The 24,269-nt window shown below is 41.9% G+C and carries 22 protein-coding genes, 1 pseudogene and 3 CRISPR repeat arrays; of the genes and pseudogenes, 5 read left to right on the top strand and 18 right to left on the bottom strand.

What is annotated here, in order from left to right; genetic code table 11:
* Window positions 1-274: pseudogene (locus PseudUWO310_RS23420) on the top strand (hypothetical protein); the annotation flags it as partial.
* A gap of 22 nt (window positions 275-296) precedes the next feature.
* Here PseudUWO310_RS23420 and PseudUWO310_RS20100 read toward each other — a convergent pair.
* The 3 genes from PseudUWO310_RS20100 to cas1 all read right to left on the bottom strand — a co-directional run bounded on the left by PseudUWO310_RS20100 (window position 297) and on the right by cas1 (window position 5,022).
* The gene (locus tag PseudUWO310_RS20100; protein WP_143122246.1) at window positions 297-674 is read right to left on the bottom strand and encodes a calcium-binding protein; all 378 of its coding nucleotides are present in this window, start codon (window positions 672-674) and stop codon (window positions 297-299) included.
* Between the two features lie 492 nt (window positions 675-1,166).
* Window positions 1,167-3,420: direct repeats of the CRISPR family, unit length 37 nt; unit sequence GTTTCCGTCCCCTTGCGGGGTAAATATCGTAGCGAAG.
* A 263-nt stretch (window positions 3,421-3,683) separates the two neighbouring features.
* Entirely contained in the window at window positions 3,684-3,962 is a 279-nt protein-coding gene (gene cas2, locus PseudUWO310_RS20095; protein WP_143122245.1) for a CRISPR-associated endonuclease Cas2, read from the bottom strand.
* A gap of 49 nt (window positions 3,963-4,011) precedes the next feature.
* Window positions 4,012-5,022: a CRISPR-associated endonuclease Cas1 gene (gene cas1 / locus PseudUWO310_RS20090; RefSeq protein ID WP_143122244.1), complete on the bottom strand. Its 1,011-nt coding sequence runs from the start codon at window positions 5,020-5,022 to the stop codon at window positions 4,012-4,014.
* A 120-nt stretch (window positions 5,023-5,142) separates the two neighbouring features.
* Here cas1 and csx18 point away from each other — a divergent pair, with 120 nt between their 5' ends.
* The 3 genes from csx18 (at window position 5,143) to PseudUWO310_RS23060 (ending at window position 7,155) form a co-directional block, all read left to right on the top strand.
* Window positions 5,143-5,427 (top strand): CRISPR-associated protein Csx18, encoded by a 285-nt coding sequence (csx18, locus tag PseudUWO310_RS20085; protein WP_143122243.1) that lies wholly within the window; start codon window positions 5,143-5,145, stop codon window positions 5,425-5,427.
* A 32-nt stretch (window positions 5,428-5,459) separates the two neighbouring features.
* Complete coding sequence (locus tag PseudUWO310_RS20080; RefSeq protein ID WP_143122242.1) at window positions 5,460-5,714, top strand: hypothetical protein; 255 nt, start codon at window positions 5,460-5,462, stop codon at window positions 5,712-5,714.
* 604 nt (window positions 5,715-6,318) lie between these two features.
* Window positions 6,319-6,953: direct repeats of the CRISPR family, unit length 35 nt; unit sequence GTTTCATACCCATTTCCCCGCAAGGGGACGGAAAC.
* A 19-nt stretch (window positions 6,954-6,972) separates the two neighbouring features.
* Window positions 6,973-7,155, top strand: coding sequence for a hypothetical protein (locus tag PseudUWO310_RS23060; protein WP_190316092.1), 183 nt, complete (start codon window positions 6,973-6,975; stop codon window positions 7,153-7,155).
* On the opposite strand, the gene PseudUWO310_RS20075 is transcribed toward PseudUWO310_RS23060, so the two are convergent.
* From PseudUWO310_RS20075 to crn3, 11 genes are all read right to left on the bottom strand, one after another.
* Window positions 7,152-7,739, bottom strand: a complete 588-nt coding sequence (locus PseudUWO310_RS20075; RefSeq protein WP_143122241.1) for a hypothetical protein — start codon at window positions 7,737-7,739, stop codon at window positions 7,152-7,154. The genes PseudUWO310_RS23060 and PseudUWO310_RS20075 overlap by 4 nt on opposite strands.
* Window positions 7,739-8,839 (bottom strand): RAMP superfamily CRISPR-associated protein, encoded by a 1,101-nt coding sequence (locus PseudUWO310_RS20070; protein ID WP_143122240.1) that lies wholly within the window; start codon window positions 8,837-8,839, stop codon window positions 7,739-7,741. The genes PseudUWO310_RS20075 and PseudUWO310_RS20070 overlap by 1 nt, the downstream gene beginning before the upstream one ends.
* Window positions 8,836-9,303: a hypothetical protein gene (locus tag PseudUWO310_RS20065; RefSeq protein WP_143122239.1), complete on the bottom strand. Its 468-nt coding sequence runs from the start codon at window positions 9,301-9,303 to the stop codon at window positions 8,836-8,838. Before PseudUWO310_RS20065 ends, PseudUWO310_RS20070 begins: the two co-directional genes overlap by 4 nt.
* Window positions 9,300-10,310 (bottom strand): RAMP superfamily CRISPR-associated protein, encoded by a 1,011-nt coding sequence (locus tag PseudUWO310_RS20060; protein WP_143122238.1) that lies wholly within the window; start codon window positions 10,308-10,310, stop codon window positions 9,300-9,302. Before PseudUWO310_RS20060 ends, PseudUWO310_RS20065 begins: the two co-directional genes overlap by 4 nt.
* A 67-nt stretch (window positions 10,311-10,377) precedes the next feature.
* The gene (csx7, locus tag PseudUWO310_RS20055) at window positions 10,378-11,274 is read right to left on the bottom strand and encodes a CRISPR-associated RAMP protein Csx7 (protein WP_143122237.1); all 897 of its coding nucleotides are present in this window, start codon (window positions 11,272-11,274) and stop codon (window positions 10,378-10,380) included.
* Window positions 11,275-11,278: 4 nt separating this feature from the next.
* Window positions 11,279-12,391 (bottom strand): putative CRISPR-associated protein, encoded by a 1,113-nt coding sequence (locus PseudUWO310_RS20050; RefSeq protein WP_143122236.1) that lies wholly within the window; start codon window positions 12,389-12,391, stop codon window positions 11,279-11,281.
* Window positions 12,392-12,452: 61 nt separating this feature from the next.
* Window positions 12,453-12,869, bottom strand: a complete 417-nt coding sequence (locus tag PseudUWO310_RS20045) for a hypothetical protein (protein ID WP_143122235.1) — start codon at window positions 12,867-12,869, stop codon at window positions 12,453-12,455.
* On the bottom strand, window positions 12,866-14,119 hold the full coding sequence (gene csx10 / locus PseudUWO310_RS20040; protein ID WP_143122234.1) for a CRISPR-associated RAMP protein Csx10: 1,254 nt from the start codon (window positions 14,117-14,119) through the stop codon (window positions 12,866-12,868). The genes PseudUWO310_RS20045 and csx10 overlap by 4 nt, the downstream gene beginning before the upstream one ends.
* A complete protein-coding gene (locus tag PseudUWO310_RS20035; RefSeq protein ID WP_143122233.1) occupies window positions 14,116-14,844 on the bottom strand; it encodes an RAMP superfamily CRISPR-associated protein in 729 nt (242 codons plus the stop codon). Before PseudUWO310_RS20035 ends, csx10 begins: the two co-directional genes overlap by 4 nt.
* Window positions 14,841-17,096 (bottom strand): type III-B CRISPR-associated protein Cas10/Cmr2, encoded by a 2,256-nt coding sequence (gene cas10 / locus PseudUWO310_RS20030; RefSeq protein WP_143122232.1) that lies wholly within the window; start codon window positions 17,094-17,096, stop codon window positions 14,841-14,843. Before cas10 ends, PseudUWO310_RS20035 begins: the two co-directional genes overlap by 4 nt.
* A gap of 137 nt (window positions 17,097-17,233) precedes the next feature.
* Window positions 17,234-18,169 carry a CRISPR-associated ring nuclease Crn3/Csx3 gene (gene crn3, locus PseudUWO310_RS20025; protein ID WP_143122231.1) on the bottom strand — a complete coding sequence of 312 codons (936 nt, stop codon included), beginning with the start codon at window positions 18,167-18,169 and terminating at the stop codon, window positions 17,234-17,236.
* 196 nt (window positions 18,170-18,365) lie between these two features.
* Here crn3 and PseudUWO310_RS20020 point away from each other — a divergent pair, with 196 nt between their 5' ends.
* Window positions 18,366-19,916, top strand: a complete 1,551-nt coding sequence (locus PseudUWO310_RS20020) for a TIGR03985 family CRISPR-associated protein (RefSeq protein WP_143122230.1) — start codon at window positions 18,366-18,368, stop codon at window positions 19,914-19,916.
* Here the strand turns inward: PseudUWO310_RS20020 and cas6 are convergent.
* From cas6 to PseudUWO310_RS20000, 4 genes are all read right to left on the bottom strand, one after another.
* Window positions 19,911-21,083 (bottom strand): CRISPR-associated endoribonuclease Cas6, encoded by a 1,173-nt coding sequence (gene cas6 / locus PseudUWO310_RS20015; RefSeq protein ID WP_143122229.1) that lies wholly within the window; start codon window positions 21,081-21,083, stop codon window positions 19,911-19,913. The genes PseudUWO310_RS20020 and cas6 overlap by 6 nt on opposite strands.
* Window positions 21,084-21,090: 7 nt before the next feature.
* Window positions 21,091-21,342 carry a hypothetical protein gene (locus tag PseudUWO310_RS20010; RefSeq protein ID WP_143122228.1) on the bottom strand — a complete coding sequence of 84 codons (252 nt, stop codon included), beginning with the start codon at window positions 21,340-21,342 and terminating at the stop codon, window positions 21,091-21,093.
* 510 nt (window positions 21,343-21,852) lie between these two features.
* A CRISPR array of direct repeats spans window positions 21,853-23,079; the repeat unit is 35 nt; unit sequence GTTTCCGTCCCCTTGCGGGGTAAAAAATTTGAAAC.
* A gap of 214 nt (window positions 23,080-23,293) precedes the next feature.
* Window positions 23,294-23,641: a hypothetical protein gene (locus PseudUWO310_RS20005; RefSeq protein ID WP_143122227.1), complete on the bottom strand. Its 348-nt coding sequence runs from the start codon at window positions 23,639-23,641 to the stop codon at window positions 23,294-23,296.
* 2 nt (window positions 23,642-23,643) lie between these two features.
* Window positions 23,644-24,033 (bottom strand): four helix bundle protein, encoded by a 390-nt coding sequence (locus PseudUWO310_RS20000; RefSeq protein WP_143122226.1) that lies wholly within the window; start codon window positions 24,031-24,033, stop codon window positions 23,644-23,646.
* Between the last annotated feature and the right edge of the window lie 236 nt (window positions 24,034-24,269).

The raw sequence follows: 24,269 nt of genomic DNA, 5'->3' as shown, positions 1-24,269 counted from the left end.
ACATTCTTGCAACAATTCATCGAGCAGTTCTTTGCGTATATTCATCTGTTTTGGTGTTAGTAGTTGTGTGTCTAGATTGTCTCTCTGTATATATCCCAGACTTTACACAAAATACTCTACACTCTCTGAGTATCGTCCTGTTTCTTTGCGCTCTCTCAGGTTTTTATTGGTGCAAGCTTTCTCAACTCTTAAAAGCAGAGCTAAGTTAATTCCCGATTTACGAGTACCTTGGTGGATTCTCTTGTTAACTTTCCTCAAGTCTCCAAAAATTTGAAGTTCCGTCTGAATTGCTACGTCTAAAATCCATAATTCATGTCTATCCAATATTGCCAGTCTGCTAGAGCTTCTTCGGTTGCTGGGTCTGGTTTTATGGCTTCGATGTCTGACAGTTTTGCGGTAAAGGTATCATCTTCTTCACCAATGTAGGCTACTTCGACATACATATTGCTTTCACAATCTTCTTCTGAAGCCATGTCTAATACTTCAACGTCTTTTTCTGTGATCGCACCTGTTTTTTTTGTTTTCTTTTTCCATTTGGCAGAGAATGGGAAGGTAATTTTATCTTGGAGATAGCAGTACCAACCCATTGCTCTTTCTGCTTCGCCGTATGTATCGACTACTATTTCATAGTCAATTCGATTTTCTCTAATGGGGTCGATTTCTCTGCTGGTCATGGGGATATTTGGGTTTGTGAGATTGGAGGGTATTTAAGGGCGGAAGATTGAAGAATGAAATTTAAGAAAGTAATCATTTTACGCAATCGCAACAATTTTAGCATTTCTATATTTTTTTACTCCTCATCTTTTCTTTACCCTTCAATCTTCGATCTTACCCTTACGTTTCCGTCCCCGCGAGTTAAAGACGGAAGAGGGAAGAATGAAGAGGGAAATTTAAAGACGAAAAATTGAAGATTGAAGACTGAATTTATCTTAAAGTCACGCGATGTGCAACTAAAAGTCTGAAAGCCGTGATTTCTCGTACTACATTAATGAGTAGTTTAAATTTTCGGTAGCTTAAACAACCTCAGAGCAATAGCTCAAGAATAGTTGCACATCGCGTTTAAAGTCTAATCAAATTATCATATTTTATTTTGTTGCCACCAACTATTCTCTGCTTTTTTCATTTTTCTTCCCTCTTCAATCTTCAGTCTTCGATCTTACCCTTACGTTTCCGTCCCCTTGCGGGGTAAATATCGTAGCGAAGAGTGACCGATGCTGTAATCACCTTCGAGCAGATCAAAGAGCTTCCGTCCCCTTGCGGGGTAAATATCGTAGCGAAGTGATTAACATGGGTGTTATGAGATGTGATGTAAGCAATTGTAGTTTCCGTCCCCTTGCGGGGTAAATATCGTAGCGAAGAGAATTTCGTTCAAATACCTTTTGCTAAAACTACGAGTTTCCGTCCCCTTGCGGGGTAAATATCGTAGCGAAGTCTAGCCAAGTTTTACTTGCTACTCACAATACAGAAATTAAAAGTTTCCATCCCCTTGCGGGGTAAATATCGTAGCGAAGATAACTCCCATTTCTGATGATGAGAACGATATGCTCGATTTGGCAGTTTCCGTCCCCTTGCGGGGTAAATATCGTAGCGAAGAACTGATCATAAATTGTTGCACCTTCTGTATCTCCTCTCAGGTTTCCGTCCCCTTGCGGGGTAAATATCGTAGCGAAGACCTAGTAGTAGCTCGTATACTTCTTTCTCAAAACCAGCTGTTTCCGTCCCCTTGCGGGGTAAATATCGTAGCGAAGAAGGAACAAACCACTCATTTTCTTCTATGTAATCATGGGTTTCCGTCCCCTTGCGGGGTAAATATCGTAGCGAAGTCAGTTCGACGCAAATTAAGACAAGAAGATTTTCAAACAAGTTTCCGTCCCCTTGCGGGGTAAATATCGTAGCGAAGCGCGTCTACGGGCAGGGGGCGAGGCGGTGCGGCCTCGATGTTTCCGTCCCCTTGCGGGGTAAATATCGTAGCGAAGGATTGCAGCGCTGATAGAATCAGCTTTAATCACTCTGGTTTCCGTCCCCTTGCGGGGTAAATATCGTAGCGAAGAAAAATAACCAAGCATTATTGTCAGGATAAACACCTGCTGACTGTTTCCGTCCCCTTGCGGGGTAAATATCGTAGCGAAGTAAATAACGTTGTTCAGGAGGTATATATTTTTTTGAATCGTTTCCGTCCCCTTGCGGGGTAAATATCGTAGCGAAGGTGCAGATGAACAGCCCCTTCGGCCGCGGCGACGGCATCACGTTTCCGTCCCCTTGCGGGGTAAATATCGTAGCGAAGGCTATCTAGGACATATGGTAATTCTTTACTATGTCAGGTTTCCGTCCCCTTGCGGGGTAAATATCGTAGCGAAGGAGAACCTTGAAAAAGTTGGTGCAACTGTTACACTTCGTTTCCGTCCCCTTGCGGGGTAAATATCGTAGCGAAGTTATAAAAGAAGATTTGCGTAACTTAACTATTCCTGAACTCGGTTTCCGTCCCCTTGCGGGGTAAATATCGTAGCGAAGCACAAAACAGTACAAAAGTGACAACCCGCTATCTACAGTTTCCGTCCCCTTGCGGGGTAAATATCGTAGCGAAGTTTCTCTAATGCTGATCGAAGCATACAAAAAATCTAAGGTTTCCGTCCCCTTGCGGGGTAAATATCGTAGCGAAGTCGGTTTTAATTGGCGATCTCCCCATGACCACATACTTGTTTCCGTCCCCTTGCGGGGTAAATATCGTAGCGAAGTGACGTACTGCAAGACATCGACGACAACTTCGCAGGGAGTTTCCGTCCCCTTGCGGGGTAAATATCGTAGCGAAGAAGAAGGTTTAAATCATTTATGGGTTAGTATAGATGACAGTTTCCGTCCCCTTGCGGGGTAAATATCGTAGCGAAGTCTCTCAATTTAAACTGCAATTTAGATGATTTTTGCATAGGTTTCCGTCCCCTTGCGGGGTAAATATCGTAGCGAAGCAATGGTAATGCCCTTAACGAAGATATCACCAATCCTGTTTCCGTCCCCTTGCGGGGTAAATATCGTAGCGAAGGGCAATGTCAAGAATGTGGAAAGCCTTGCCGAAAGCAGTTTCCGTCCCCTTGCGGGGTAAATATCGTAGCGAAGGATTGATTCCCTCGCTAGGGAGATTGCTGACAATCATGTTTCCGTCCCCTTGCGGGGTAAATATCGTAGCGAAGTGAGTTTTTGGCAATCTACAAAGCTGTCGCTACAAGCGGGTTTCCGTCCCCTTGCGGGGTAAATATCGTAGCGAAGTTATTTGAAAAATCATCATAAGAGAAAGATTCAGCATTAGTTTCCGTCCCCTTGCGGGGTAAATATCGTAGCGAAGCGTGTAGTTCTAGACGATATTCCGCTTTTTTATCGATTCGTTCTAGGTTTCCGTCCCCTTGCGGGGTAAATATCGTAGCGAAGCCTAGGCTTCTGAATGCTATACACTATGCAGTTTTCAAGGTTCAGTTTTTGCAGCTTACTTAACATTCGTTTACAAACGAACCTGAAAACAAATTGGAAACTTAAAATTGTTTTCAAAACTGCAATATCAATAAAATAACCCAATTTCGCCTACAAGTCAAACCTAAAAATACCCATTAGCCCTCAAATAATCACTCAAACTCCCAAAATCTAACCATAGCAACCAGCGACAAAAATAGCCGATGCTTTACATAGCTTAACACTTATAAAATCACAAAATCAGGCGGCTCATAAGGACGCGGACTGCCAAACACCCTAGTCCGTCTCTTCGCCGTCGCATCCAAAGGATAAACCCGCAAATTATCTTCCTCCAGATTTAACAAAGGCAACCAATACCTTTCTAGCTGACGATCTAGCACCGACTCATCCAAAGGACACTCAAAAACCGATCGCTGCACCCTCTGACAGCGTTGCTCGATCCGCTTCGCCAACCTTAAACGGCGACGATCATCCGCAACGTCATAACACACCAACCACAGCATACATTTATCCCTAAATTAAATAGAATAAATAAAACAAGCGCCGCTTCTGCTATTTAATTACATAGGGCTGATAATCGAGCGATCGCTCCACAAAACAACGCGCCAGCGATCGTGCCTGCTCCACCAAAATCTGACTAAGACGTAAATTACGATTTTGGGGCGGATAGACAAACGCCGTATTAAAATGACGCTCCAACTGAGTCAGAAAAAGCTTCTTAGCCATAGTCCCCAACCAGATTCCCTCCCCATCAGGCGAAGGCTCAAAATCAGAAGGATCTAAAACCTGAGACTGAATAATTGCGATCGCGATCGCATCCACCACCACAGGACGAAACTCCTCCATCAAGTCCAGCACCAAATTCGGACGATAGGGCTGCGTCACATGAAAAAATCCCAAATAAGGATCAAGCCCCACCACCACCGCCGCCGAAAAAACCCTTGCTAATAACACACCATAACCCCAACTGAGCAACGCATTAATCGGATCGAGTGGCGGCTGCCGATTGCGCCCACTAAATTTCCATTCAGACGGGAAATAATGACGCAAAGCTTGATAGTAAGTCCGTGCACAAATACCTTCTAAACCCATCAAAGCATCGCGATCGTAAGGAACAGAGCGATTATTAACCTGCATAATGTAAGTTGACAATAAATCGATCGCCTCAGCAATCTCCCCGATCTGCCCCTTACTCGCCCGATTCCACCGTTGCAAAATCCCACGCTGATTCCGAATTTTGCCCTCAATTAACCTTTGGGCGATCGCCATCCCAAAAGTTGAATCCACAACTTGATATTGAGCCAACCGAATTGACGGATTAGTGTGAAAACAACCCTGTAACCTGCCCCGAAACTGACCATCTTGACGCATAAAGATTGTCTCCAGTCCGCGATCTAATAACTCGGCAATCACTACGCTGGTTAACTGCACACCCGCATGAACCACAATTAGCGAAACTTCCGCCAACCGAAAAGACCTCGTATCTCCTTTTCTGGTGATCAGCAAAGATTGATTTTTAAAGCTCACAACAGTTCCTGCTTCTGTCAAATAAATTGCCGTCATGTTTCTTCGCGATAATAGGTGAGGAGTCTTTCTAGTTAACCAGCACATTGAAGCCCCCTCTTCAATGTCATGTCATAATCTCTAAGCAATTACAAATCAATAGCTAAGAGTCAAAAGATTATGTCTCTATCATTACTCAAAAAACTTGTCCGCTACCGCACCATCACGAGCGCGATCGCCAATGCCGCAGTCACTTGGGGAATTTTAATCATCGCCCCTCTCGGACTATTTGCTGTGATTGCTTGCACCTTGGGCGTATTTATCGGCAGCTTCGTGATTGGCAATCTCAGCGATCGGGCTTTGTTATTCCTGATTGGTAAAAGCGATCGGCAAAACTCAATTTCTGACAGAACCTCTATTGGTGAGCTTTCACCTCAAGAAAAGATTAAAAAGCTCCTTAAATAATTACCTTAATAATTGCCTTTATTCAATCAATTATGTCTGAGCCAAGTCCTGATAATTTTGCTGACATTAAAAAAGTCCAAGCCAAAATCAAAGATCTCGAAACAGCGATCGCAATCATGCAAAGGGTTCCACCCAATGCTAAAGACTTATATATTCAAGCTCAAACCAATCTCACGAAACTCAAAACTCGCAAAGAAAACCTATCGCAGTTATTGGAAAGCGCGTTGAAGGTACAGCAAAACTTTGACCTTGCCGAGTCTCTATCTATTGAATCTGTGAATATTTAGTAACTGATGTTACGTGGAAGTTTCTAAGACCCTTACCCCTAAACCCTCTCCTAAAGGGCGAGGGGAACAAGAATTTTCTGGATTTTGCTCCGAAGGTCGAAGAATGAGAAAATGCAATAAACAATAAAAAAGTGCGATTAAAATCGATGATAAATATTAAAGAAGAAAGATAATAGGTTTTGCTGAATATATCAAATTAAATTCATTCTTCCGCCTTCATTCTTCAGTCTTTCCTTTATCGCATCAAGAGCGATGAAAAAACTGTATGAGCAGTTGAAAAAACGAGTTAAACCTGATGCGTTGCCAAAGGCTTTAGCGATCGGTAGTGCGTTGCCAAAACCACCACCAAATGTTTACATTATTTAAGTTGACTTTTTTGTTTTTAGCCATTATTCTGATTTGTATCGTCAAATCGACGCACCCCCACCGAACCTTGAAAACCACATTATTTCGTTGACGTGTGTCGATGGCATATCTAGTAAGGTTTTCAAGATGTCCGTTTTCTTAAAAACCTGTCAATAAGGCGTTCTTATTGAGACTAAAATGAGGTGCGTCGATTGACCCCTTTGAAAGGTTTGCTGGATATGGCTTAAAAATGTGAAATGTTTCATACCCATTTCCCCGCAAGGGGACGGAAACGTGCATTCAGAACGGGTCGTTGTCACGGTATAAGCTTGTTTCATACCCATTTCCCCGCAAGGGGACGGAAACAGATATCGCATAACTAACTAGGGTATCAAGGCGGGATTGTTTCATACCCATTTCCCCGCAAGGGGACGGAAACCCTTTATATTTACCAATATAGATAGCAAACAAAATCAATAGTGTTTCATACCCATTTCCCCGCAAGGGGACGGAAACAAAAATGGAAGAAAGAACGACCGAACCACGAACAGAAGAGTTTCATACCCATTTCCCCGCAAGGGGACGGAAACCTGCTTGTTGAGGCTTTGCCCTCTTTCTCCTTCCCATATTAGGGTTTCATACCCATTTCCCCGCAAGGGGACGGAAACTTTACACTGCCATCGGGGCAGGAGTCAACAGAGTTGAAGTGTTTCATACCCATTTCCCCGCAAGGGGACGGAAACATTAATATTGTTTTGGTGTTTAGATTTGTTGCCCCACCGAGTTTCATACCCATTTCCCCGCAAGGGGACGGAAACTCAGCACTGTTTCCAGCAATGACCTTGTTTTCCGCAGCACTGTTTCATACCCATTTCCCCGCAAGGGGACGGAAACGTAAGGGAAAGATCGAAGAATGAAGATCGAAGAGGGAAGAAAAGATGAAATCAAGAAAATTATTGCGCTTGTCTTTCTTCCATCTTCGACCTTCCGTCTTTCATCTTACTTTCACCCCCATTTTCCTGCACAAATTACCGTTGAGGGTTTATTCTTGAATAAACCCTCAACGGTAATAAATAGAATTTTGGTCATAGTTTAATCCACTCGCTTAAACTTTTTAGGAATACCATCATCAACCTCCAAAATTTCAACCTTGACAACTTGATCAATAGATAGAGTTTCAAATTTTTTAGGCTCTTTATTATTACGCCTAATGCTTGTCCCGATGATTTCGTAGGTAACTTCTTTGCCTTTATCTTTCTTGCTGATTACCTTAGCCTCAGTAATATCTCCTACTTCCAACTGCTGAGCCGTCTTTTCTAGCAGTTTGGCATCTAGCTCCGCGATGGGGGCAGTTTTGTAATAGCGCATCAATCGAGATACCCAGCCAAGGATTTGCATCATGGCTTGGGGATTATCTTGATTGCTGAGGTGTTTTTTGTAGGCTGTGGAAATGTTCTGATAATATTTGACTGTCTTTCGGCTATGTCCAATTTTGTCGCCACTGCTAACTAGAGTGCCGATATACTTGAAAAATTTAGCGATCTCATTGGGTTGTTCAATCGTCGATCGCAGGTATGAATTAGCTTTACTAACTTCATTGGGATCGGTCTCGCTCTTGACAAGCTCGATCGCAATTTTATGGGCAGTTTGCCATTGAGTTTCGGTGAGCGTGTCGTTCATTAGTACATTCCCGATGGTGGTTGTTTTGTGGATGGATATGCGAGAATTGCCGCTAGTTCGGTAAGTTGCACTGTCTGAATCAAACCAGACTTAGCTGCCTTGATCTGTGTTTGCATAAATTCTTGCAACTTATCTTCAGTGAGTTGATCAGATTCAGGAGGGTCATAACTGCAATAGCGATCGCGCAAATTACCAGCTTGCTCAATCTTATCAACCGTGACCGTCATCGTCCCCATGCCAATCGGCTTGCCGCCACCAATTTTAAGAGCGATCGGGTATTGCGGATCTTGTCCTAAAATAATTAACAAGGTTCCCAACTCAGCAGGCTTGAGATTTTTAAAATGAATCTCAGTCTTGAAAGCAAAGTCCTTAGATGCTTGTTGCACAGGGATTCCTTGATTCTCTCCTTTGCTAACTGCTTCGGCAAAGTTGTAGTAAAACTTTCTACCAATCAATTGTCCACGAGAGTTAAAATAATTCCGATTTAACTCTTTTCTATTTGTTTCTTCATTAAAAGGTTCAGGTTTAGGAGCGTAGAGTGAAGGCATAAAACCTGTAGTAGTAAGGCTTTTATCGCAGACTGCATCACTAAATTCAACTAGGCCTTGCCAGTCTAAAGCTCCAAAAACTTGACTAGCAGAACACAAACTGTTCTTACTAGTACAAGGACTAATTTTGTCAGAATTAGGTAATTTCCCTCTATATGCTCTAAGTGTATTTACAGCAAGCGTACTATTCGTAATTGCTTCATAAACTGCTCTAATGCAGCCTTTTAACGAACTACCCTGAATTACCAACTTCTTGTCAGTATTCATAGTCATAGTCTTGATCAATGGAACATGCGCATTAACATCTGTGCCTAGTGCCACTACCCCAGTAGAAACAAAAAGCGGAGTCTGCACCTTGAGCGTCAGAAATAAAGCGCCGTGAATGTGTTTGTCTAAATATTTGTGATGTCCCGCAGGCTTGGCTTTAGGCGGCGGAGTAGTGGGAAAAGCGACCATTGCATAGGGTTTACTCCCATTATCATTGTTGCTAGGCACGGAGGGACTTGTGATTGGAATTGGCTTTTTGGGTTTTGGCGGTTGATAGTTGGTCATGATTTTGTACCAATAGAGTTATCGATAGTGAGTGCAACAAAATGGACGATACCTGTGTTTTTATCTTTGAAGTAGCGTTGACCGATGTTTAACTTCTCAGAATAGATAAATCCTTTTGGGAATCTAGTTTCAGTTTTAGGATAGAAACTAGCACTGCGATCCTCAGATTGCCATGTTTGAGCAAAGCTATCAAAATCAGCATAGTCGCTATCCTCTTTGCTCAAGAGCAACACATCATATTTTTCTCCTTTCTGTTTCCATCGGATCTCTAAATCAGCATTAAACATCTGTCCTTCAGGGCTAGGGAAGTCTCCAAGACTTGTAACAATTCCACTAACACGATTTGACCAACGCAAGAAGTAGTAATAGTTTTGATTACCCTTATAGCGATCCAATAAGGTTTTGAGTTCAGTGTCAGAGAGGTTGTCCTTGGTTCCCACAAATGCTTTCTTAACTAAAGTCATGCTGCTGTCCTCCTCAAAACTTCACTCCACGATCGCACAGCACATTTAAACAAATTAGGAACACCTGTTTCATCATTCCCTTGCCAAGACAATTGCACACCAAAACCCAAATCCATCATTGTCGCCGCGATTGGCGTTGTTTGTCGATCTGGCTTCACAAAACCATAAGGATTATCCGCTTCTAGAAATTCGCCTGTTCCTAATAATGTATTGTGCGCTCCAAGAGCAGTTTGTTGCCCAAAGGAATAAATTTGTCCATCCTCCCTTAGCTCACAGCTAGGATATTGAACTACTGCTGAATTTAACTTGACTTGCACTGTTCCTAAGCCACGTGATTTGGCAAAGCCAATGCCAAACCAGCCATCATTGAGATCGCGCAACACCAAACCGATTAAACCTAGTTGAGCAAGCGTAAAATTTTTAAGATGAATCTTGGTTTGAAACTCACCTGCGGTACATACCTGATAGTTAAAAGGTCCTACCGCGACTGAGCCAAATACGCGATCGATCGCTACCCCATTACGCTCTTCTGTTTTCACAGGTTTTGCAGGATCGGGATAAGCATCTTCGATTCTGAGGCGACTGGCTAGAGATGTGTTCCCGAATATCTGAGAGATAAAACAAGATTGCTTGTAAATTTCTGAACCAAAATTAGGACTATCTTTATGCTTTTTCTTCCAATCTTCCAAGTAGCTACCAGTAGCATTAGGATTATTCTGCTTGTCATTACTGTCGAGAGGATTACTCGTCCACAATTTCCATTTGTCAATTTTAGGGCGCTCATCGCTGCCCACCGTCCTCACGATCCTCTCTGCATGGGCGCGAATCGCTCCCTTGAGGCTACTCCCTGGCAAGTAAATTGTTTTACTCCCTCCGTGATAGGTCTCAACAAATTCCATATCTGGCTTAGTCGGATCGGCTCCTTCTTTGCCCGATTTAATCAAAATCGGACCATCGGGAATCAGACTCAAATTGATGGTGCAATGATTGACTAGTCGTTTGTGCATGATTAATAATTTCCTTTATATATGAGTTTAGGCGGTGGCTTTGTCTAAAAAAGCTATCAATTGCGTCTCACAATACTGAAACGGGATTGCGATCGCTAACTGTTTCCCTCAAATGAGCAATCAAGGCTTTTGTCCAATCAGGTTTGAGATTTTCACCGTTGACATAGGCTGTAATGTCTCCATTTACAAGTTTTTTGAGATAGTCAATCAAGCGAACAGGATCATCTTCCACGTCAAACCAGCGCAATTGATCGATATCTAATCGAACAACACCTAACCCTCGCGATCGCCCACCACCAAGGGGAATTTGTTCAGTCTCAAACTGATGTAAACCAATCATCAATAGACCCAATTCCCAGTCTTCGGCATTCTCAACCACGGCTCTAAACTCAAAGGGTGTCCCAGCAGGTACTACTTGAAAGTCATAGAGTTTGCCATCAGCCGCCGTCTCCGTATCGCGATCGATGGCGACACCATCCCGTTCTTGGTACTGCCCAAACCATGTGTCAGGCAAAACCGTTAAGTCGCGCACTTGAAATTTACTAGCAAGCCAAGGCGATCCGAAAAGACGCGAGGCTAAATCGGTTTCATCCAAAATCTTAGAAGTTAGAATAGCATCTCTTTTACCAGCCCTTTCTCTATCTGGGTAATGTTTGAGTAATTCTTCAACTTCAAATTTAATTCCATCACTACCGTTCATACGATCATTGGGAATAGACCACTCTGCTTCTATAGCGGGATTGGCAGCAAGACTTGGTTCAATCCCACGCAGGAAACTCTCAAGACGAGATCGCAAGGCACCTTTAAAACTTGATCCTGGGATGAGTGGTCGTCCCAATGCGTCTTTGATCACAGGTAAATCAGTGCCAATCGGCTCAGTTGATCGCCCTGCACTAATGCGTAAGGCGGTAACGGTGGTGAGCGTGCCAGTAACTTCTAAGCGGTTCTTAAATACATCAAACATTTTTCTATCCTTTAGTAAACTTATCTGCTAAATGCAAAGCAATAGTATTAGTCTCAGCCAAATTTCTGCCAGTGGTTTGAATACTCAATCCTAATCCTCGATCTGTCCAAGTCAACACAAATTCCACGATCCCGCTTGATTCAACCTTACGAATTGGGTTTACCTGTTTCGGGTTAAATGGGAGAGAATTGATAATTCTCTTCACATAAGGCGATCGACGGATTTTTTCAGCGAAGGCTTGCAATATATCTTGACCATGATCATCTCGCAAACTAATTGGCTTCCGTTCAGGAGTAGTATCATCTTGAGGAATTAAAGATAGTAGAGTAGTTTCTTGTTTAGCAAACTGTAATCGCGATCGCTCGTTAAACAAAATACCCATTGCGGACAAGCTAACATAAGGCTGATCATCAATTAATTCTTCATCAATAAGAGATTGTAAATATTCATTCTCAATCTCACTTTCTAATTGTGATTTTTGAATTGTTTGCTCAGATTCAAGTCGTTCAAATAACGAATAGTTGTTTAGCCAAAAAGCTAAGTCAAGCGAAACGGGTTGTGGTGGTAGCTCAATCACTTCAGAGAATTTCTCAAACAAGTAGTAGACTGGAATACCCAAAGCTTGACCAATCATACCTGCAAAAGAAATTTGAGCTTTGTAACCACCAGTAGCATTTATTGCGATCGCCTCAGCAGAAAAATCCCTAACTTCTGTACTAATCTCACGGACAAGATTTTTTAATCCCTGTTGCTTAAACGCTTTAACATCATCGTCTCGTAGTCCTGACAGCACACGGAATTCAACTTTCTCAAATCTGACTTCATTTTTAGCATTGCTGTAATAAAGTTTAAGCAGAGAACCAATTTTTTTACCCTCATCTGTATCAGACACGAGAAAAATTAGCTTGATTTTTGCAGATAACAGACCTTTGTTACAAATACTTGTAATCGAATTAATCTCTGCACCACAAATACGATCTGAGTTGTACTTCTCTAAAAGAAGTAAAGATACTTGGTTCCAGTTTTGGTCATCAAATGCCTGCTTAATATCACCATCAGAATACTTGAGGTTATTAAGCAAACTTGTTCCAACTGTACAAATAAGAGTATTTCTCATATTCGATTTCCTTCAATATTATTTATACCAGTACCACATGTTTTCGGCATCAGGGCATTCATTATTTGCCATCACGCAAATACTTTAAATGTCTTGCGCCATAGCCTAAATAGCGTCTGACAAGTTCCAGATGAATCGCCTTAATATCGCCACCTTTACAATTAGCGACAATAGTTAGAGCCATAGTTTTAATCAAGCCATCAATGTCGCTGATGATTTTAGTAGCCAGAGATTTTTCACCTCTTCCCCATTTAGCATCACGTCCAACTTGATAGCGCAAGAAATTTTTAATCACTTCTGCGCTTTCTGTTGAATCAGAAACTCTTACCAGATTGCGGAACTGTGATTCTTCTAAATCGCCATAGGAAGATTTGTTATTGAGTGCTTCTTGAATTGCTTTTACTAATTCATCTTCGGCTTGACGAATGCCGCTTTGAACTTTGAGCGTGGTTGTATCTATTCCTTGTGTAGTTGTCATACTGATTCCTCTCTTAATACTAAATGAAAATCATTGCAAACTTGAACTTGACCGAAACCTTCGGAAGTGCGATCGCCTAATCCTTTAATCTCTAAAAGCTCTAATGCCTCTAGCCATTCAGCAAAGCGATCGCCCTTCTCATTAACCTCCACGCTAAATAAATAAACACCTCCTCGATTAGTCACTAATTCAACATCTTTCATCAAACCCCATGCAGCATTCCAACCAGATCGATAGTCGTAACTGCTATACACAACGTGGAGCTTGAGACTAGGATCGGCAATACCTGTAAATTGCTTGAGCATTGCCTCAGAAATTACCGTAGTTCGCCGCCACTGATCGGTGAGAATCGCGTCGGATTGTAAATCTAGAGTAAAGAATTTACGATTTTTTGTGACATCTTCTTGAGACTTACCAAAAATCTGCCAATCTTTCCATCGTTTTGTTAATTTCTCGTTGAAACTACTCACTCGTTGATCTAGATCAGGTTTTGTCTGTTTAGCTAGGGTTGCCGTTATTTCTGTTTTACCCAAACCTCTCGAAGCAGAACCACCAAATCGAAATTGTTGCGAATTAGCATGAATGAATTGCTGCAAACTAGCTGCGAGATCGGCATCATCAACATAAATAGAACTGCGATAAATACTAGGTTCAGTTTTATGGGGCTTAGAAGGAATTTTTAATTCATTCATGACCTCAATGCTGTAAAGAATTTGTTCTTCAGAAACGGCCCGGCGGCGATTGATGCCCACTCTGGTTAATAGGCGTTTATCAACTAAGGGCTTGTAATATTTACCATTAGCAATACCATAGAACCCAGTAAAAGCATCAACGCGATCGCCATCTGTCGGACAGTTAGGATCGTACAAATGACCGTATGCTTTTGCACAAAAGCGATCAATCAGAGTATCAAATACACCGTTGTTTTCAGGCTTAAATCCAGATTGGTTTTTTGAACTTAACACTGTTGAGGGCATTACCTGTACTGCGATTTGAGGATTAACAAAGGCAGGATAAGCATTTTGAAATATGGCGGGACGATCGCCTAAAAATAAATTTTGAAAATCACCGCCATTGGTAGAAAAGTCGTTAGAACTATGACCCGATTGTTGCAAGATTTGGGCAGCGATCGCACCACGAATTACAGAGCCTGAGATATACTCATCGGCTTCACTGACTGAACTACTTGGTTTTTGTTTACCGATCGCTAAAGGCGATCGTGCCTTTATTTCTAAATCAATTCTATTCATGCCTCACCTCCCTTTGCTAAAAACTGCCATACAGAATCATCGATATCGGTCGATTCAATTTCCCAAGTGAGCCACCCTAATCCCGATGACTTACTACCACCGAGAGCGTTAATATGTTGCAAACTCGCATAGATTAGCGCCTTACCAAAGTCTGGACAATTGTGCAAGAAATGTATTTGCCCCTGAAACTGTAACTGAGCATTAGCGGGCGAAGTCTCTAGAAAATAGAGCTTATTCTCTTCCGCAGTCTGGCGGCGGCGATTGATTGTTACCCCTGGGCGAATTACTTCAGACAAGTTTTCAGGGTCTTCTGTACAGATTAAATCATCGAAGAGAACTTGTGAATTCAAAACAGGATTGCCAAAAATCTGACAAATCAAACAATGATGTTGCCTATCCTGTTCTCGATCTTCATACCCTGAAGCCAAATATTGCTCACGCTGAAAATTACCAGATAACCCTGCCCTCTGTGGACACATGGTTTCCGCTTTCGGCGATTCGCAAATACTCCATTTCAATGCTCTTGTGAGCTTTTCACACTCATGGCGCAATCTGCCTTTCAGTTGTGATGCAGGAATTAGCAATTTCTTATCAGCATTGCGAATAATCGGTTTGTCCGCTAGTGAACCCGATGAGCCGCCCGCACCAACACAGAGCGCTGAGTCGATGGTGGCTGTGAGATTAATGCTAGTGGTGGGATTGCGTAATGTCGCTAATGTAATCATGAATTTACCTCCTCTAGCATTTCTTCTGAGACTGTTTCTGTGTCTTCCACAAAGTCATAGATATCAACTAGATCACGCCAAATTGTTTCATAAATGGTTCTATCTTTTGCATCTTTCTGATCAGTTGACATCCAAGGCGCAAGATTACCGTCATTGGTTTTAGCGCTACACCAAGCTTCTTCAAAGTGCTCTTTAAGTTCCGATTGTCCATCCTTGAGTCGAACTCGAAAATATCGATAGTTGATAATGGCGGTTTGCTTGCCGTTTTCTAATAGGTTTCGCAGTTGATAGAGTTGCGATCGTGGAAAATTAGCTTTTTTCAAAGTTTTAACCACTTCAATTAATCCACCAATCTCATGCAAAGTATAGGGTGCTGCATAAAAGCGTAAATTCTCTTTGGTGAGTCCTTCTTTCCGAAAATCTTTGATATTAGATGACAGCATCGTAACAGATTTCATGGAAAGAAAATCAATAGTTCCGCCATGATATCCATGTTTTGCTTTTAGGTACTTTGCTTTCTCCTTAGCAGATTTCAGCAATTGATTGACTAAATTTTCAGCATAGTAAATGGGAGTATTCTCCGCAGTAATTAACACACCCAAAGATGTACTCAGAATTGACTCTGATGGTTTAATGTACCCATTTTGATAGCGCTGAAAACTATTTTTTGTAGGTTTCTTGCCTTCAGGAATTGCATATCTGCCCTTAGATTTGAGGATTTCTTCAAACTTCTCACCAATGGTTTCAGCGATCGCTAGTGCTTTGTCCGCAGGGACAATTATCAAAACATCATCACCACCGATCGCAATAATTTCAAAAGGATGCACTAATACCTTGCGATTATGCCCCGATTCCATTTCTCGATCGACTATTTCAGGTTGCAAATGCTGCGCTAGAGCATAATAGGCTGATTGCTCAGTTGCTTCAAAAATATCGTCACTAAATTGTCGATATTGCTCAGGGGTTTGGATATACTTCTGGATATATCCGCCCATATTATTACCATCTGCGTAGATATAGCCCACAAATCCATTGCTAATCTGTCCAATCTCTCGCAGTGATAAAGTTTCTTGAATATTTAGATCTTGAGGATAAGGCAGTTTAGAAGATGAATCTTCAATAAACTTGGTAAACTTCTTGACCCAGCTATCAATTTGTTCATTTCTAGATACCCAATCAAATCCAATCTTCTCATACCATTGGCGATTAGCATCACGCTTAGCAACTTGACCAATTAAGCGCTTGCGTGCCAATGCTTCCGACATCCGTGGCTGATCCCCTAATTCTTTGGCTTGAAATATCGCAGAACGACGATCGCTTTCATCTCTGACTAGATAGGGATGCGTCTCAAATATCGGTGGATAGGCACGACTAGGACGATCTCTAGCGACATTTCCTGCGCGTCTTTGATTAAAAGCGATCGCTAAACTCGTCACCAATTCATTAAAGTTCTTGCGCTCTGCAAAAGCTTCTCGCAATTTCTGTTGTGACTTAGTTTTACCGTCCGTATCTTTGCAACTGCCAAAATAGGATTCAACTAATGGATTTTGATAGTTGTTCGACTTGAGATAGCTATCTAGCCAGAAGTTTTCCGCATTATTTAGTAGACCAAAACGAACTTCTAATAAATCAAAAGTCTGACCCACTGCACAGGAATTAGCTGTAAGTGTCTCTTCGGTATAACGGCGCTCGATCGCATTGGCAAGATCATCCACAAGAGCCGCAGGGCAGAATGCTAAGACATTACCGCCCTTGTAATAAATTAATAATTCAGGAATTAGAGCATTGCTAAGGTTTGGGAAGTTATCTTTTAGCCACTTTTCAACAGTTAGAGATTTCTTCACTCCCTGATCGTAATGTCCAAAAAATGCAGGAATATCAATTAGGTTAATGCGATCAAGCAATGCTGATGCACCGCGAATGTCTGACAGTTTCGCGGCTTCAAATACATACTGTTTAATTTTAGTTGCACCACCATAAACCAAACCGACTTTAGTTTGTTGATTCCAGAGTTCTGCATATTGCTCCTGCAATTCCTGAATGGTATTAGGGAAATATTTAGGACTAATATTTTGTAATTGCTTAACTTGATCGACTAGTGAGCGCACTTGTATAGAAACTTCTTCGCCATTATTAAGGGCTTGACGCATATTCTGCAAGACTTCGGGAGCGAATTGCGGTTCTCGGTGATCGCCCCAGCCCTGACACCAAGCAAGAGCCGTAGTTATAGGATTAACATTTGAATTAGTCATTTTGTTTTACTCTATTTAGAAGTTTTTGACCTAAATTACTCAGATCCTGCTGACTGAAAACAGCGATTTTGCGATCGTATATCTCCACCTTCAACTCAGAGCGATGAGAAATCGGTGTGTTGAGCGAATAATTTGATTTAACGTTCCAAAAGAAGCGATCGCACTCTCTTTAATAACTCATCAGGAACAGCGCGAGACTGACCCATTAACCAAGCGCCACAGGTCATTTCTAAATAGAATTGCGATTGATTGACTTCTTCACAAGTCTCCAAAGTGCTGTGAATCACGGCAACGGTAGAGAGATTAACGCGATCGCGACAAAATTCATGCCATTTAATCACCTCATCGGAATTGGAGCTAACGATCAGATAATGAGAGCAAGCTTCAAGAATCGGTTGCTTTTCAGGTTGTACCATTCCGCCAATATCGACAATTACTAAAGATTTTTGGCGGCGTAATTCTAAAATTGCTTGAGCATGATAGGGAAAAAAGCCTTGGGTTAATTCCCCTTTGTTAGAAACCTTCATTATTTCTGCTTGCTCTTCATCCCCTAGCTCTATTGTCCAGTTCCCCTCCCCATCCCAATTTGCTCTCTGTAAATACACATGAGAGTTTTCCTGTAGCAAGGTTTTAAATAAGGCATGGGATAACACGCTTTTGCCGCTATTCGGGGGACCAACAATCATCAGGGCTGGACATAGCTGGACTTCGCTGGATTGAGATTCAGTAATAATCTGACCAATAGTTACTTGATTACTATGGGTCGCCACTACAACGCCGCCCGAAATACGCGGGTCATAACAAGCCACCCACTTAGTCGGGTGCAACTCATTAACAAAGTAAGCATAGAGCCAGATTGGGGCTCGTCCTGAAATCACTACGCCATTACTAGTATCCACACCAGAAGGAAGTTCTAACCCAATCAGATCGGCAGGATTAATCACACGATCAGGGGTAAGGATCTCAATCTCTAACTGCTGATAGGCAAGTCCATTAACAGATTTTTTGGCAGTTAGAAATAACTGAATTTTGGGAATAGCCATGAGTGAGAGCCACTGCAAGTTACTTGTCATAAGTTTAGACTGAAAGAGTATAATTGGGCTAAATACTTCATAATAGTCAAGAAAGATTAAGAAAACTGGGCTATTTATGCAGATGATTGAAATTACTTGATCTTGTTAATTTTCTGTCTAGCATTCTGGAGTGCAATTAAGTATATTTGTTGTCACTATAGGGCATCATTGAAGATGGGTATTCAATTAAGGATTTATGTCATCTGATATCACGGCTATTTTTCAAAGCGCACCGACTATCCAAATCCTACATTGGTTAGTGCAGGGTAATCTGGCGAGTAGTATGAGTCGGGCGGTGCGGTTTTGGGTGATTTTAGGAATGATTTATCGCGATCGCCTGTTGCCCGATCTGTTTCATTATCCAGACCTACGCGATCGCCTATATACTCGGCATCATCCTATTTCTGATAAATTCAAGGCTGAAACTTTTGTCAATGGCTGTGGCGATCGCCATTGTATTTGTGCAAAGTCTTTAAATAATTGGTTGCATATCACAAAGGATACGCAATTGCATTTCCAATTACTCACAGGTTTTGATCAGCAGCAATTGGAAGCCGAACTATCCCAATTCCCCTTTGCCACTGTGCATCGTTCTATAAGGGCAGATTTAGAGAAGTTAGCACGACTTGGGTGGCTAAAAGTTCTTCCTAGAGGCGAATTTCAAATTTTGGCTGTTGATCTTTTACCTCAGTTACCACCTGATCTTTATTTGGGATTTTTCACTGAGCGATCGCCTTCTCAATTGCCGATAGTTAATTCATGGCTAAGTCAAAATCTATCGCGCCAGCAATGTCTTGATCTGCTAGTTGCTCTTGATACACTCTCAATGGTGCAGCCAAATCTAGAGCTATTGCTAGATTCTCTTTCAGAGTTATTGGTTTCCGAACAAGATGGCGATCGCTTGCTATCACAACATCAAAAACTGCCCCATACTTTTGTTAATCTCGATTACATTCTGCCTGTTAATGTACAAGATCGAGTAGATGATTATCACAAGCAATTAGCCGATCTTTGGCATACTGCCGATAGTGGTGTGATTCAATTTGATTATGAAGTGATTAAATTAACCTCAACAAGTATTACTCAATCTTTGCCAATAAATCCGAATGAGTTGTCCAGATTTTCGAGTGATATTAAGCAGATCACCGCTTATCCTGTCTGTATTAACTATCTGCGTCGTGCTAAATACCTCAGTGCCTATGGTATCGATCCTGACGGTAATATGGGTTGGCACAATTATCGTCTAGATCGGATTACTTCTAAAAGCCTAAAAATTCTCGCTTGGGGCGATCGCGAAGTTCCTAAACATTTAAAACAATTACGTAATAGTGGCAAGTTACCGACACCTGAAGTAGTGCAGATAGAGTTACAAAAAGCGTGGGGTTTTAAGTTTTATGAAGAACCACAACTTTTATTAATTCGCTTTTCAGAAGATTTTGCGCGTTGGTATGTGGATAACACAGTGCGTCATCCCACCTTTAAATCTATTCCCTATAATCAGATTTCACCTTTGATCCAAAAAGCTATATCTAATGCCCATGATAGAGAAAGTATTTTAGCTATTCTCAAACAACGTAGTCCCAGCGATCGCTACTATCAAGCTTTAATTCGCCCGAATGACATTAATATTATTCAAAGATTGCGAGACTGGCGACCCAATGGGGAGGTTTTAGCACCAATTTCTCTTAGACAGAGAATGATAGATGAGACAACTCAAGAGTTGATGCATTATTTGCCTTTGCTATAAGGATGAAACTGAAGCTACAGTCTCAAGTTCGATTCTGTTCGATTCTAAAGCCTCGATCGCTTTACGTGCGGCTTGGGCATATTTTCTGACCGTTTCATAGGGCATATTGAGGTCGCTCGCGATCGCCTTCAAGCTTTCGCCTAATTCGCGACGGGCTAAGATGGTTGCCCAGACAGTAGCGGTGTTCTGAGCGCGATCGCCGCCTTGTCGTTTTTTGGTTTGCAGGAATAGATCCGTTAGTTCCGCAATTCTCTTAATTAAATGGTCTTGAATAGGAGTGGTTGTAATTCTTTCTTTTTCACTCTTCCTACTTCCGACTTCGTTCTTCCCAATCTGTCTCGTTTGTCCCAGCCCAAAGGTGGTTTTATGCCCTGTACCGCAATAATTAGCGAGTTTAATTAATGCCGAGAGCAACCTTTCAAAATCAGAATTACGAGAGGCTTTGAGATCGATCGCAAATTCGACAGTACCAGTAAAGCCAGTCACATAGCCCTGTTTCGCAACAGCAACTTTAGTGCATTCAAGATCGTAGTTAGTTATATAAACTACCTTTTCAATCCATGCTAAAAACTCTTCTTGAGGAAAAGCTTCGGGAGCAAAGTCATTCCATCGACGGAGATAACTATGGAAGATATTGGTGGGAATGGGTAAGGGTAAATGGTGATTTTTGCTGCGAAAGCAAGTAGGAGTTAAGAAAGCAAGTGTAAATCTTGAATCTAGATTTGATGAAGCTGACCAGAGGTTATTGTAGGTAGTAGGTGGTTGATTGATGTCGATCTGCTCGATCGCGAAATTTCCTTTGTAAAGATTAATCGTCTCTGGATGATTACTGTACCAAGTTTGCAACCATGCACATAGAGACTTGGATAGGGCGGAGATTGTCCAAGTATAGGTACTATCGGCTTTAGCAAGGAAGGTATTGGCTATCGGTTCGAGTTTGCCATTGAGAGGAGATATAGCAAAGGCTTTTTCGGATTGTCCATCATGGAGATAGGCTGAAAGTTGTGGATCGCTGTCGCGGACTTGATGGAGAAACCATGCATGGAATGCGGTGGTGTAGTTGGGGGATAATTCAATGTCAGCGATCGCTCTTAAGCTCAGAGTGATGCTGACGATTTCGGTGTCGTCTGTCCATTGGGCGATCGCTGGTCTCTTGGGGCTTGACATGGAGTGCTTAGTAAGTCTTGACTGGTTTAAGGCTATAGGAGAGTTTGATCTCCATCACTTTGGGATTGACAGGTTTATTATCAATATAGTCGCTAAGGACATATTGTAATCGACGATCTGGACTAGCACAGGCGAGGACTAGTCCTGCGGTCATGGATTTTGTGCCACCAGTATAGTCAGCGATGATGTCTGAATCATACAGATCGTAATTTTCCTTTGCATCTTGATATATGGCTTCGACAATTTTGTCTCTAACCATGTGCCGAGGGTATCAAGGAGCAGTGTCGATAATCCGTTGGCAGCGATGCTGAGAATTAGGGTAAAGACAAAGAAGATGATGGGATATTTATTAGGCTTGGCGAGGGAGTCGATAGTTTTACGCATTGCTTTACCAAAGAATAATTTGGAGAAGGCGATCTTTAGCCTTAAATTTTACTAGCTTGAGGTAAAGGGAGCATTCCAAGGAAAAAAATGAATACGGAAGACTGAAGATTGAATTTGGCTTTAGGATTCAGTAAATTATTATTTCTTATCTTATTCTATTCTTTGTCACTAATATTTTTTATTTCTTCGTCTTTTCTTCCCTCTTCGATCTTTCCCTCCCGTTTCCGTCCCCGCGAACTAAAGACGGAAAAATGAAGAAAGAAGATCGAATTTAGCTTAAATTCCTCGGAAAACTATTATCTTTTGTTTTTGCCGTCAACAATATTTATTTCTTTTTTCGTCTTTTTTTTCCTCTTCGATCTTCATTCTTCGATCTTTCCCTCCCGTTTCCGTCCCCTTGCGGGGTAAAAAAATTTGAAACTTGATTACTGGAGCTGTTTCAGTAATCTCGTTAAGTTTCCGTCCCCTTGCGGGGTAAAAAATTTGAAACATCAACAAAATAATGGTCTTTATACAATTAAAGATTGTTTCCGTCCCCTTGCGGGGTAAAAAATTTGAAACCAGGAAACCAAACTGCTACTCCAGCACCCGTGAACGTTTCCGTCCCCTTGCGGGGTAAAAAATTTGAAACGGAACTGAAAGTTCAAAGTTTTGGTATCAAAACGAGTTTCCGTCCCCTTGCGGGGTAAAAAATTTGAAACTGGAATTCTCTAAATGTTAAGTGGTATGATTCGTGTTTCCGTCCCCTTGCGGGGTAAAAAATTTGAAACATCTGCATCTGGAGTAGGTATTAATCAATCTTCAGGTTTCCGTCCCCTTGCGGGGTAAAAAATTTGAAACTTTCTAGGGTGTCTGTGGTTGCTGAGGTCATACTGGTTTCCGTCCCCTTGCGGGGTAAAAAATTTGAAACTGTATTTGATTGATTCAGAACTTCCAAATCTTGAATAGTAGTTTCCGTCCCCTTGCGGGGTAAAAAATTTGAAACTTTTAACTAACGCAACCTACTTTATTTTTAATAAAGAGTTTCCGTCCCCTTGCGGGGTAAAAAATTTGAAACAACCAAGCTCCAAGTTTGGTACGTCAAGTCATGTTTCCGTCCCCTTGCGGGGTAAAAAATTTGAAACACTGTGCTATTCACTGGATCTGTTCTAGCTGGCGATTGTTTCCGTCCCCTTGCGGGGTAAAAAATTTGAAACTCATCTGATGAAAATGACAATGACAATGAAAATGGTTTCCGTCCCCTTGCGGGGTAAAAAATTTGAAACGTTTATAATAAACTTCCTAAATCAACCTGCACAGTTTCCGTCCCCTTGCGGGGTAAAAAATTTGAAACCTCAGGGAAACCAAGGATTCAAACAGGACGAAATTCAAGTGTTTCCGTCCCCTTGCGGGGTAAAAAATTTGAAACAGGAATTCCGCAATTCTTTGGCTACAAGCTAACGTTTCCGTCCCCTTGCGGGGTAAAAAATTTGAAACTATTATTGACTGGTACCTACCAATCAAATGCTGGTTTCCGTCCCCTTGCGGGGTAAAAAATTTGAAACATGTGAGCGGGTCTTTATTTCAAAACACGTTTCGTTTCCGTCCCCTTGCGGGGTAAAAAATTTGAAACCACTCGGCTTCTGGAGGGCTTACCTAGAGCGCATTTGACAACACGAAAATTCTTGGGGGTAAGAAAATTGTCAAATTATTGAGAATAGCTTTCAATAAGGCTCCTTCAAAACAGGCTCAAACCCTTACTGGGAGAGCGAGTTCTTGGGGTTGACGAAGTTATGCGGTTTTCAAGGTACTGGCTGACCCCTAGAACTGGGTCAATGAAATATAGTCTATGCCACCTCACACAAAAGGTCAACATTATGCAAAATAGCCCGCATTACACCAGTTCTGCCCCGACAGCAAAGCAAAATCACCTTACCAGAAATCGCCCCCGATCGCTTTAGCGCTGCAACCGCATCAGTTTGACCGTGACGCATATAGCAAGTCAGGATAAAAATGAGATCGCAGTAAAGGATCTTTGCCTTGATTTTGCTGCCCCCAACACCGAGTTTGCTAAACGAAGGCAACTCAACCCAATGACTTAAACCGTAATTTTCCCGCAAAGCTTGGCTGACCTCGCGATAAATACTGGGATGCCCACCCACGATCGCTATTTTCAACTGAGAGCGTTGCAACATCACTATTTACCTCGCACCAGCCACGCACTGGCATTCTCAGACATCCGTCCTAGAGCCGTAATAATCTCATCATATTGACGATAGATCTCCTGCCCCTTTTCCGCATCGAAATAGCCACAGGTCACAGCAAACTCAATCCATGACTGAGCTTTAGCCGCCTGCGCCGCCGCCTCACTAATACCTGTAATAAAAGCGCGATAAGCATAGCGTTTGTGCCAAGCTGCCGCCACATGGATAAAAACCAACCTTGCGGCAAGCAACATCGGTTCCGCTAGTAAAGTTTTTTCACGCTCTGGCAACTCATATTCCAATTCTCGCAAAGACATCGCCGCCTCAAACGCCAATTGATATACCCGCAATTCTTGATACTTAGTAATAAAATCCCGTGACATAACCACCTCATATTGTTAAATTTAGTTTTTGCTTAGAACCGATTAAGAACTGTTTTAGATCCCCCCAGCCCCCTTAAAAAGGGAGAATTTTCTTCTTCCCCCTTTTTAAGGGCAGGGCTGTTTCAAGAATGGGTAATAGAGAGATTAAAAGAGTAAAGATGACATGGCAGGTATATTGTGAGATATTTGGTCGATAGCAGACTTTATCGACTCAAACCCATGCATTCTAAATATAG

Source organism: Pseudanabaena sp. UWO310 (assembly GCF_006861605.1).
GTDB lineage: Bacteria > Cyanobacteriota > Cyanobacteriia > Pseudanabaenales > Pseudanabaenaceae > Pseudanabaena.
This window is presented reverse-complemented; position numbering and strand designations above follow the sequence as displayed.

Coding starts and splice junctions, on each gene's coding strand:
- cas1 (WP_143122244.1), bottom strand. CDS start 5,022: ATGACGGCAATTTATTTGACAGAAGCAGGAACTGTTGTGAGCTTTAAA.
- crn3 (WP_143122231.1), bottom strand. CDS start 18,169: ATGACAAGTAACTTGCAGTGGCTCTCACTCATGGCTATTCCCAAAATT.
- PseudUWO310_RS20010 (WP_143122228.1), bottom strand. CDS start 21,342: ATGGTTAGAGACAAAATTGTCGAAGCCATATATCAAGATGCAAAGGAA.
- cas10 (WP_143122232.1), bottom strand. CDS start 17,096: ATGACTAATTCAAATGTTAATCCTATAACTACGGCTCTTGCTTGGTGT.
- PseudUWO310_RS20045 (WP_143122235.1), bottom strand. CDS start 12,869: ATGACAACTACACAAGGAATAGATACAACCACGCTCAAAGTTCAAAGC.
- cas2 (WP_143122245.1), bottom strand. CDS start 3,962: ATGCTGTGGTTGGTGTGTTATGACGTTGCGGATGATCGTCGCCGTTTA.
- csx7 (WP_143122237.1), bottom strand. CDS start 11,274: ATGTTTGATGTATTTAAGAACCGCTTAGAAGTTACTGGCACGCTCACC.
- csx10 (WP_143122234.1), bottom strand. CDS start 14,119: ATGAATAGAATTGATTTAGAAATAAAGGCACGATCGCCTTTAGCGATC.
- PseudUWO310_RS20020 (WP_143122230.1), top strand. CDS start 18,366: ATGTCATCTGATATCACGGCTATTTTTCAAAGCGCACCGACTATCCAA.
- PseudUWO310_RS20035 (WP_143122233.1), bottom strand. CDS start 14,844: ATGATTACATTAGCGACATTACGCAATCCCACCACTAGCATTAATCTC.
- PseudUWO310_RS20005 (WP_143122227.1), bottom strand. CDS start 23,641: ATGTTGCAACGCTCTCAGTTGAAAATAGCGATCGTGGGTGGGCATCCC.
- PseudUWO310_RS20080 (WP_143122242.1), top strand. CDS start 5,460: ATGTCTGAGCCAAGTCCTGATAATTTTGCTGACATTAAAAAAGTCCAA.
- PseudUWO310_RS20050 (WP_143122236.1), bottom strand. CDS start 12,391: ATGAGAAATACTCTTATTTGTACAGTTGGAACAAGTTTGCTTAATAAC.
- PseudUWO310_RS20100 (WP_143122246.1), bottom strand. CDS start 674: ATGACCAGCAGAGAAATCGACCCCATTAGAGAAAATCGAATTGACTAT.
- PseudUWO310_RS20000 (WP_143122226.1), bottom strand. CDS start 24,033: ATGTCACGGGATTTTATTACTAAGTATCAAGAATTGCGGGTATATCAA.
- PseudUWO310_RS20060 (WP_143122238.1), bottom strand. CDS start 10,310: ATGCACAAACGACTAGTCAATCATTGCACCATCAATTTGAGTCTGATT.
- PseudUWO310_RS20075 (WP_143122241.1), bottom strand. CDS start 7,739: ATGAACGACACGCTCACCGAAACTCAATGGCAAACTGCCCATAAAATT.
- PseudUWO310_RS20065 (WP_143122239.1), bottom strand. CDS start 9,303: ATGACTTTAGTTAAGAAAGCATTTGTGGGAACCAAGGACAACCTCTCT.
- cas6 (WP_143122229.1), bottom strand. CDS start 21,083: ATGTCAAGCCCCAAGAGACCAGCGATCGCCCAATGGACAGACGACACC.
- PseudUWO310_RS20070 (WP_143122240.1), bottom strand. CDS start 8,839: ATGACCAACTATCAACCGCCAAAACCCAAAAAGCCAATTCCAATCACA.
- csx18 (WP_143122243.1), top strand. CDS start 5,143: ATGTCTCTATCATTACTCAAAAAACTTGTCCGCTACCGCACCATCACG.
- PseudUWO310_RS23060 (WP_190316092.1), top strand. CDS start 6,973: ATGAAGATCGAAGAGGGAAGAAAAGATGAAATCAAGAAAATTATTGCG.